At 36.2% G+C, this 9,589-nt stretch carries 6 protein-coding genes; 5 read left to right on the top strand and 1 reads right to left on the bottom strand.

Annotation, left to right across the window (positions count from 1 at the left end; all coding sequences use genetic code 11):
• Positions 1–163: 163 nt before the first annotated feature.
• Together AAIB49_RS13265 and AAIB49_RS13260 are read left to right on the top strand one after the other, a co-directional pair.
• Positions 164–1,075, top strand: coding sequence for a LysR family transcriptional regulator (locus AAIB49_RS13265; RefSeq protein WP_339216641.1), 912 nt, complete (start codon positions 164–166; stop codon positions 1,073–1,075).
• A 1,012-nt stretch (positions 1,076–2,087) separates the two neighbouring features.
• Positions 2,088–3,632 carry a glycine betaine uptake BCCT transporter gene (locus AAIB49_RS13260; protein ID WP_343458297.1) on the top strand — a complete coding sequence of 515 codons (1,545 nt, stop codon included), beginning with the start codon at positions 2,088–2,090 and terminating at the stop codon, positions 3,630–3,632.
• Between the two features lie 318 nt (positions 3,633–3,950).
• On the opposite strand, the gene AAIB49_RS13255 is transcribed toward AAIB49_RS13260, so the two are convergent.
• Complete coding sequence (locus AAIB49_RS13255) at positions 3,951–5,402, bottom strand: carbon starvation CstA family protein (protein WP_186870992.1); 1,452 nt, start codon at positions 5,400–5,402, stop codon at positions 3,951–3,953.
• A gap of 393 nt (positions 5,403–5,795) precedes the next feature.
• Between AAIB49_RS13255 and AAIB49_RS13250 the strand changes: the two genes are divergently transcribed.
• From AAIB49_RS13250 to AAIB49_RS13240, 3 genes are read left to right on the top strand one after another with little or no spacing between them, the layout of a single operon-like run.
• A complete protein-coding gene (locus AAIB49_RS13250) occupies positions 5,796–6,443 on the top strand; it encodes a hypothetical protein (protein WP_339216633.1) in 648 nt (215 codons plus the stop codon).
• A gap of 1 nt (position 6,444) precedes the next feature.
• On the top strand, positions 6,445–7,158 hold the full coding sequence (locus tag AAIB49_RS13245) for an ABC transporter ATP-binding protein (protein WP_343458296.1): 714 nt from the start codon (positions 6,445–6,447) through the stop codon (positions 7,156–7,158).
• Positions 7,127–9,589, top strand: coding sequence for an ABC transporter permease (locus tag AAIB49_RS13240; protein ID WP_343458295.1), 2,463 nt, complete (start codon positions 7,127–7,129; stop codon positions 9,587–9,589). Before AAIB49_RS13245 ends, AAIB49_RS13240 begins: the two co-directional genes overlap by 32 nt.

Below are 9,589 nucleotides of genomic sequence, written 5' to 3'. Positions count from 1 at the left end.
GAAGCACTCCTTCAGTCTTTTTATGGTTGTATAGTCAACTACCATTATACAAGATTTGGGGAGGTGCTTCTTTTTTCAACTCTCAAAACCGTTGGGAGACATGGACTAAGAATTATGAAATTCATTCCGTTAGAAAAAATCTAAAATGCTTTAGGGTGATAAAGTGAATATACAAAAATTAAATGTGTTTATTTCATTAGTAGAAACGAGAAAAATGACAGATACCGCTAAATCACTTGGTTTATCGACACCAACCGTATCATTTCATATTAAATCGTTAGAGGATGATTATGGGATTAAGCTTTTTCGAACTAACGCAGGTGGCTATCGACTGACAGATGCAGGGGAGATGCTTTATCACTATGCAAAGCAATTAAGCCAGACAAATCAAGCATTAGAAAAAAGCGTAGCAGATTATAAAAATGGAGAAAAAGGTTCTCTAAAGCTAGGTGCAAGTGGTGTTCCAGCACAGTTGTTTATGCCGGAATTAATCCATCAACTAGCTGAACGCTATCCAAAGGTCAAGGTTTCCTTAGATGTAAAAACAGCTCCAGATATTGAAAGAAGACTATTATTACAAGAACTAGATTGTGGCTTAATTATGGAAACAGGTAATAAGGAGCAAGATCTTTTATATGAACCTATTACTAGTGATAAGATTGTGCTAGCCTTTAGTAAGGACCATTCATTTAACGGGAAAATAAGTTTAGAAGAAAATGATTTATACAATCAGACACTACTAGTTCACAGACTATCTAGTTCAACAGGTCGCTTTTCCCAGTCGTGGCTACAAGAAAAGAAGTTAAGGATGGAAATGATTCAACTAGATTCTGTTTCAACAATTATTAAGATGTTGTCATATGGAAAGGCTGTCGCACTTATTTCTAAACGATTAATAGAAAAGGAAGCACATTTATCCTATATTGATATTGAATTTCAAAATCAAGATTTAGAAAGACAAATTCATTTTGTTTATCACCGTAATTTATGGATAAGTGGGCCATTTCAATATTTTCAAGAGCTTGTGAAAGCTTTAAAGAAAGAGTTAGCTCAAAATGTGAATCGAATCGGCTAAATAGCAAAACTGGTAATGAACTATATGTGGCCAATGCACTTGATCGGCGAACAACTAGCTCTATTTAAGATTTGCTTTATTATATGGTAATTTACCGACATACAAAACAAGCCATTTGGTATAGAGCTGATTGGAGACTTGTCGGAAATAAAGAGGGATTTTCAGTTTATTGAGAGGGGTATCATAGATAGTAATTGATAAGCTCGTAAACCTAGATATAAATAGGTTTATGGGTTTTTTGTAAGAAATACGATTGATAACTATATGTTAATATACCGTTTTATGCAATTTTTTACATGTTTTATACAGACAGACTCGCAATTATTTGTACTGGGACTTTGTTCGTCTAGCCATAAACTAGGTATTAATACTCATTTTTTGTAGTCGGAAAGTTCTAATAATATTTAATCATCTTTAATATTAGGATTTTTAATGATAGCCTTTTATTCAATGCTTTTGAATATCCCCGGTTATTCGAGGGGGGACTAAATGCAGTAGGACTTCTAGGGAATGGGCCGGTCAAAGGCAGTTTAGTGTTGCCACTATACATATTTGATATTTGTAAGAGAAGACCAAATAAACACCTGCTACGGAAGAACGTGGATGAATTATATATAGAAGGTTTCAGCTAACAATTCCGCGCATTACATGTAAAATCCTATATTTTATGTTAAACTATAATAGTTTCATATATTTTTTAACAAAAATAGCTGTTAATTAATTCATTAGTTTAATGTATGTACATTCATATTTTTGTCCTTTGATTATTTTCCTTTTATGGATATGAATCGATTATATTCCTATCCAGTAGAAGGGCAGTATACTCCACTTATCTAATGAACCGTATAGTATTAGGAATTTAACCCTAATTCCCCTTGATTATTTTTCAAAAATTATTTTAGTTTAGCAGGAGAGATTAGATTTCTCTGGCAAACGCAGTTGATGGCAGAAAGAAATAGAGAGAGTATTACTTTTGTCTCAACGTACATAAAAGAAAGGAATAGTTATATTTATGCGTAGAGTTTCAAATGTTTTTTGGATTTCACTTGCAATTGTGTTGGTATTAGTCGTATTTGGTGTAGTTTCACCAAGCACCTTTGAAAAAATCACTAATAATATCCAAGCTTTTATAACAACATCGTTTGGTTGGTATTACCTTATTTTAGTGACCATTATTGTATTGTTTTGTGTATTTCTTATTTTTAGCCCTGTAGGTGCTATTAAACTAGGAAAGCCTGAGGATAAACCCGCATTTTCTAAACCTACTTGGTTTGCTATGCTATTTAGTGCAGGTATGGGTATTGGACTTGTGTTCTGGGGAGCGGCGGAGCCACTTTCTCACTTCATGGATCCCCCGTTAGCAGAAGGTGGAACAAATGCAGCAAATAAAGAAGCCATAAGGTATGTTTTTTTTCACTGGGGAATTCATGCTTGGGCTATATATGCAATTGTAGCGTTGGCATTAGCTTATTTTAACTTCCGTAAAGGGGAGCCAGGCCTTATTTCTGCAACGTTAAAACCAGTACTAGGAAAAAGAGCGATGGAAGGGCCTTTCGGAACCATTATTGATGTGCTGGCTGTTTTTGCTACAATTGTTGGTGTTGCCACTACTTTAGGGTTTGGAGCCACACAGATTAATGGTGGATTATCATTTTTGTTTGGGATACCGAATAATTTTCTTGTACAGTTAATTATTATCGCTATCGTCACCATACTGTTCATGATATCTGCCATGTCAGGACTAGGTAAGGGGATTAAATATTTAAGTAATACAAACTTGGTTCTAGCAGTTGGGTTATTCTTATTAATGTTTATTGTAGGACCTACGATTCTCACATTAGACATGTTTACAGATACAATCGGTGGATATATTCAAAATATAGTTCAAATGAGCTTTCGAATTGCACCATTAAATGATGGGCATCGTGAATGGATTAATGAATGGACGATATTTTATTGGGCATGGTGGATTGCTTGGTCACCATTTGTTGGGATTTTCATTGCGCGTGTTTCAAAGGGAAGAACAATTCGCGAATTCTTAATTGGTGTTTTATTACTACCATCTGTTGTGAGCTTTTTATGGTTTGCGGTATTCGGTACTTCCGCAATTGAAGTACAAAATGCTGGAAATGTAGATTTAACGAACTTTGTTACAGAGGAAATTTTATTTGCGATATTTAATGAATTTCCATGGTCAATGGTACTCTCGTTTGTAGCAATAACACTTATTTCTACTTTCTTCATTACGTCAGCAGACTCTGCAACATTTGTACTGGGAATGCAAACAACACGTGGATCACTAACACCTCCAAATTCAGTGAAATTTACTTGGGGAATTGCACAATCCGCTATAGCCATCATTCTGTTATATAGTGGAGGATTAAAAGCACTCCAAAATGCTTTAATTGGAGCAGCATTCCCATTTTCATTGATAATTGTCTTAATGTTGATTTCGCTTTATCGTTCATTATCCAAAGAGAAGAAAGAACTTGGACTAGTAATCAAGCCAAAACCTCGTAATACAAATACAGCTAAGGAAGCGGAAAAAAGGAAGTAGAACCTTTCAATCAGTGACTTAATCTGTTTTAAATGATATGAAAAGAGTTTATATAAATAGTTTTATCGAAGCCAAAATAAGAGATAGTATGGTACTACTCTTATTTTGGCTTTTTATATTAGGAAATAATTCTTAGAAAAAGTGGATTGGAAGTGGCTAGAATATAAGAGCCGAAGCAAGGATATTCACCGGGAGAATTAATCGATACAGGAAAAAGAGTGGTACCTATCAATATATTTGATTAGTACCACTCTTTTCATTTATTAAACTGCTTTATAATTTTTTTCACTAAATAGCAAAATATCTTTAGCTAGTCTCTTAGGCTACATTCTGATTTGAAGGTACTTCCATATCAACAACCAAGTTCTCTTTTCTATTCTTATTCCCTTTCCAGAAGAATAAAGCAGTAATGAGCATGGTCATGATGATACCGCCTGTATGTGCTGCTGAATAAGATAAGCCGAAGCCTAGATTACTATCATATAAGATATAGGTTAATACCATATCAGTAATGAATAAGGCTGGGATTAGTGAAATGAAATAATTCTTCTTTTTAACAAACAAATACATCGTACCAATCCACAGAGCCAGTGCTGCAGTGCCTTGGTTGGCAAATGAGAAATAGCGCCATAATAGGTTGAAATCAATAGTGGTTAACCAGTAAGAAACCGCGAACATTGGAAGTGCAATCATTAAACGCTTCCCCATTTTTGTTTGACTCATCCTGATGTAATCGGCGATGATATTTCGTGCTGCACGGAAAGCTGTATCTCCAGATGTAATCGGTAACACAACGGCACCAAGAACAGCAATTGTACCACCAACAGCGCCAAGTAAAGTCATGGAAACTTCATTAACAACAAGGGAAGCGGTACCCTCATTAATTAATCCTTGTAGACTTTGACCATCGAATAAACTCATAGCAGCGGCTGCCCAAATCATGGCAATGACACCTTCTGCAACCATCATTCCATAGAAAATGTAGCGTCCTTGCTTCTCATTTTGTGTCGTTCTAGAAATAAGTGGTGATTGAGTCGCATGGAATCCAGATAATGCACCACAAGTAATAGTTAAGAATAATATTGGTAAAATCGGCAAATCAGCTGGATGCATATTCGTTAATGATAACTCAGGAATTGTGTAATCTGATAATAATAATGCAATACCTACTGCAATTGAACCAATTATTAATACTGCCCCGAAGAAAGGATAAACCCTTCCAATAATCTTATCAATCGGTAGAATAGTAGACAAGATGAAATAGGAAAAGATTAGTAAAATAATAGCAATCAGAGCAATTTTACCATCAATTAAATTATGCAATAAGGATGCTGGTGTCGTGACGAACACGGTACCTACCAGTAATAATAACAATAGTGCAAAAACATTAACTAAATGACGAGAAAGCTTCCCTAAGAATTTCCCAGCAAGTTCTGGTATATGAGCACCTCGATTTCGGATAGAGATCATCCCTGTTAAGTAATCATGAACTGCCCCTGCGAATATGGAGCCTAACACAATCCATAAGAATGCCACAGGTCCATATAGAGCACCCATGATTGGCCCGAAGATAGGGCCAGTTCCAGCAATATTCAATAATTGAATCAATGCATTTTTCTGTTTGTTCATTGGTACATAGTCAACACCGTCTTGATTGGCGTATGCAGGTGTTGGCCTATTTGCATTTGGTCCAAATACCTTTTCCACATATTTTCCATAAGTGAAATAAGCGGTAATCAATAAAGCTATGGCAACAATAAAAGTAATCATGTGAAACCCTCTCCCTACGTTTGATAGCAAGCGCTTACAGTAATGTCACTAATCATTATAATACAAAATATTCAATTTGAACAAACTACTTTAATTTATGGAATGCCATCTAAAACATGGGGAAATCTTTTCGTTAGGCAGAATTCATATTTGTACAATCACAGCTTACACTTCGTTCTAGAATTCTCTAGTGATGACTAATGGTGAGTATATCATCTTAAACAAAGACATGGGTCTCTTGCTAAGGTTGAGCCTATGCTTGTCAAGACTAAATAGGTATCTACTTTTCTATGATAATGATTTACAAGATGTAAAATTACTATTGACGTATATACTGAGTAAGTATATACTCGGTATATAAATATTCAGTATGTAAAAAGGGTGGAGAAAGACATGGATTTTATATTGAGATACCAGTGGGAGATATTTATTTTAGCCGAAGTGTTATCACTAATTTTCATTCTGTTGTTTGGTGTTACTCGCTATGTAGCAAACAAACGAAAGTTAAGCTTGGGCTTCCTATTTCTGTTTATCGTGTTGTTGTTTCTGGAAGCTGCATTAGCACTGTTCGTGTATAAAGAAACGGGAGAAATTTCTACATTCCAAATTGTCATTACCATATTTGTTATATATGCTTGTACGTTTGGGATTAGTGATTTTAAGAAGCTTGATCGTTGGATGCGTTTAAAAATTGGCAGCTGGCGTGGCACAGAACTACTAACGGAAAAAGACAAATACGTGATGCAGAAACAAAAGGATCCAAAATATATTGCAAAGAAATATCGAATCAGTTCCATAATCCATTTACTTGTTTTTATCATCGTTCAATTGATTTTCTTGAATTACAGTCTAGACAATTGGAATCAAGTTTTGCCTTATTTACAAGATCTATCATGGATAGGTACGGAAATTATAGGGGAAACACCATATGCTAATGAGACATTATATGGGATATCGATGGTTTGGGGATTAGTGTTTATTATTGATTTTATTTATTCATGGTCATATACCATATTTCCATCAAAACAGAGGGGTGAATAGTATGATTGACGTTACTGAGTTGAAGAAGGAATATAAAACAGGTAAAGAAACCGTACAAGTTCTAAAAGGAGTTGATTTTTCGGTAGAGGAAGGGGAGTTTGTGTGTATTATTGGTCCGAGTGGTTCAGGTAAAACAACGTTACTCCATTTACTTGGTGGTCTGGATACACCTACATCTGGTTCTATTAAACTTGATGGGGTGGATATTGCGCTTAAATCAGAAAAAGAACGTACATTAATACGGCGTAAGGACATTGGACTAATCTTTCAAAACTACCAATTATTACCGACATTAACGATCTATGAAAATATCGTATTTCCATTGCATGCTGACGGAAAAAAAGTACCACCTGGAAAAGTGGAGGAATTATTAGCGGCCGTTGATTTAGTAGGCTATGAGAAACGGTTTCCTAATGAACTTAGTGGAGGACAACAGCAACGTGTGGCTATTGCAAGAGCATTAATTCACGAGCCTTCGATCTTATTGGCGGATGAGCCAACTGGGAATCTAGATAGACAGCGTTCTAGTGATACACTTGATTTACTAGCGAAATTTCATCTGGAGAGAAAACAATCGATTGTTATGGTAACACATGATATGTTTGCCGCGGGTTATGCAGATCGGATTGTGTTATTTAAAGATGGTTTGATTGAAGCTGAAGTGACGAGGGAGGATGAGGATTATGCTAAATTCCTTTCGCGTTTCCTGGCGTAATATTACACGGCATAAAAAGCGCTTTTTATTTACACTGATTGCAATAGCCCTAGGTGTTTCCGTCATGACGAGTATGCTCATTGCAAAGGCAACCTTCTCCAATATTATGGATGAGCAAGAAAGATTAACCGCTGGCAATGCGGATTTTAAGATATATGGAACGGAGCGGTTTTTCTCTGCAAATGATTTAGGGGATTTGCCTGATCGGGATGAGGTGACAGAAGGGATAGCACTATTAACAAAGCAAGGCTTTGTTGATATGGAAACGGACTCTCCGGTGCAAGCAACGGTAAACTTCACAGGGCTATCGGACTTTCAAAATGACATTATGCCATTACCTGTAAAAAAGGGAGATGTGACGAAGGAAGGATTAATCCTAACAGAAAATACAGCTAAACTTTGGGGGAAAGACATTGGCGATACAGTATCTTTTCAGAATATGGGTAGCTTGGAAGTTACGGCTATTGTATATGAAGGTGGAGTCTTAAATAGCCCGAAAACAATGGAAGCAGCAAATTTCCGAGACTTTGAGGTAATCGTTCCACTAGCTATTCTTCAAGAATGGGTGGGAATGAGTCAGCAGATTACGGAGTATCGCTTTCAAGTTGATGGGATTCTGGACCCACAAGAACTGCAAGCGGAATACGAAAGGGATTTAGCAGGCTCTGATTTGTTTGTTCAACCAGTTGTCGTAGATACCCAGCAATATAATAATGTGGATGGGATGTATTTTGTATTTGACCTAATAGCAATATTATCGATCTTTATAAGTGCTTTTATTGCGTTCAATATGATTCGTACGAGTATTATAGAACGCAATAATGAGATTGCTATTATGAAGAGCTTAGGCTATACAAGTAGAAATGTGATTCAACTTAATTTTAAGGAAATTGGTTTTCTAGCAGGAATAGGTACTGTGCTTGGTTTAAGTTTTGGGGTTTGGCTAGGAATGGTTGTTCAAGAGATTTTAATTTCTTCCATTGTGACACAAAATATCACGTATGAAGTAGAAATCGTGTCACCTATGATTATATCAGCTATCATAGGGATCGTATTTCCTTTTATAGCAGCAGCAATCCCAATATACAAGGCTGGTAAAATCCCGATATTAGATGCAATGGCAGGTCAAAAAAGCGATAATGTAAATAAAATTAACATACCAAGAGTGATAATAGGTGTTCTTTGTACCGTTCTTGGATTGATTGATAATGTATGGGCGTTTTTACTTCTATTCATCGGGCTTGTTCTCCTGTTCCCGCTATGGATGAAGCTTACTCAATATGTCCTTAGACCAATCATTGTGATGTTGTTCGGTTTCTTAGGAAAACAGGCAGATCGTTCATTGAAGCAATTTGAGAAACGAAACGCAAATACTGCTGCGATGCTGGCTATTGGAGTTAGTTTAGCATTATTTATGAGTGCGGCATTAGAATCGTTGCCTGTAGGATTGGAGAAGGATATTCGTGCAACCTTTGGTGGGGATATTATAGTAGAGAAAGAAACCGCCTGGACGGAAAATGAGATAGAAGCCTTAGCAACTATAGAAGGTATTGAAAAGGTAGAGGATTATGCGGAAATACCGAATGTGACATGGTATTCTCCAGATGATGAACTTAGAGAATTTTCCATCTTTTCTTTTTCAGGTAATAATGATGCTAGTATGTTCGATTTAACGGAAACGACAGATGTAACAAGTCATATGCCATCTATTTATATAGGCGATCGTGCATTAGCTGAAATGGGGGCAGCAGTCGGGGATATATTTACCTTTCATACGCCAGCTGGTGAGACAGAATTTTTTATCAAAGGAACAGTTCAATCCGCTCATTATTCAGGTTATGTAGGATTTGTAGAGGAACCAATTGTACAGGACTACTTGAACTGGGCATGGAACTATCATATAACGATTGATGTAATGGATGAAGAGACTATTCCAATCGTGTTAGCTAGTCTTTGGACTACTTATGGAGATTCAATTGCAAATGTAGATATGAGGCAATTAATTATTGAGCAAGCAAAAAGTGGGCTAGAAGGTATGAAAGATTTGATTGTTGCCCTACTTATATTAGTCATTGCGATTTCGGCAATTGGAATTAGTAATACACTTTTTATGAATACGCTAGAGCGTACGAAAGAACTCGGGACGATGAGAGCATTAGGTTTTACAAAGTCACAGGTGAGAATTATGATTATAGCAGAAGGCTTGTTAATCGGTATTACTGGGGTCGTTGTCGGAATATTGTATGGAATATTAGTTATTTATTTAAATGCTACTTCGACTCAAGCGCCAGCATTTCTTGAATTTTCGGTTCCGTGGTCTAGTTTAGTTATATCTGTTGCAGGAGGAATTGTATTTACACTTCTTGCTGCCTGGATACCAAGTAATTCAGCATCAAAAATATCGATAAGAGAAGCAATAAATTATGGATAA

The sequence above is a fragment of the Ornithinibacillus proteolyticus genome (assembly GCF_039581225.1).
Taxonomy (GTDB): domain Bacteria; phylum Bacillota; class Bacilli; order Bacillales; family Amphibacillaceae; genus Ornithinibacillus; species Ornithinibacillus massiliensis.
The sequence above is the reverse complement of the archived record's forward strand: the minus strand, read 5'-3'. Positions and strand labels throughout refer to the sequence as shown.

Excerpts from the sequence above, each read along its gene's own strand:
- AAIB49_RS13260 (WP_343458297.1), top strand. The coding sequence starts at position 2,088 with ATGCGTAGAGTTTCAAATGTTTTTTGGATTTCACTTGCAATTGTGTTG.
- AAIB49_RS13245 (WP_343458296.1), top strand. The coding sequence starts at position 6,445 with ATGATTGACGTTACTGAGTTGAAGAAGGAATATAAAACAGGTAAAGAA.
- AAIB49_RS13250 (WP_339216633.1), top strand. The coding sequence starts at position 5,796 with ATGGATTTTATATTGAGATACCAGTGGGAGATATTTATTTTAGCCGAA.
- AAIB49_RS13240 (WP_343458295.1), top strand. The coding sequence starts at position 7,127 with ATGCTAAATTCCTTTCGCGTTTCCTGGCGTAATATTACACGGCATAAA.
- AAIB49_RS13255 (WP_186870992.1), bottom strand. The coding sequence starts at position 5,402 with ATGATTACTTTTATTGTTGCCATAGCTTTATTGATTACCGCTTATTTC.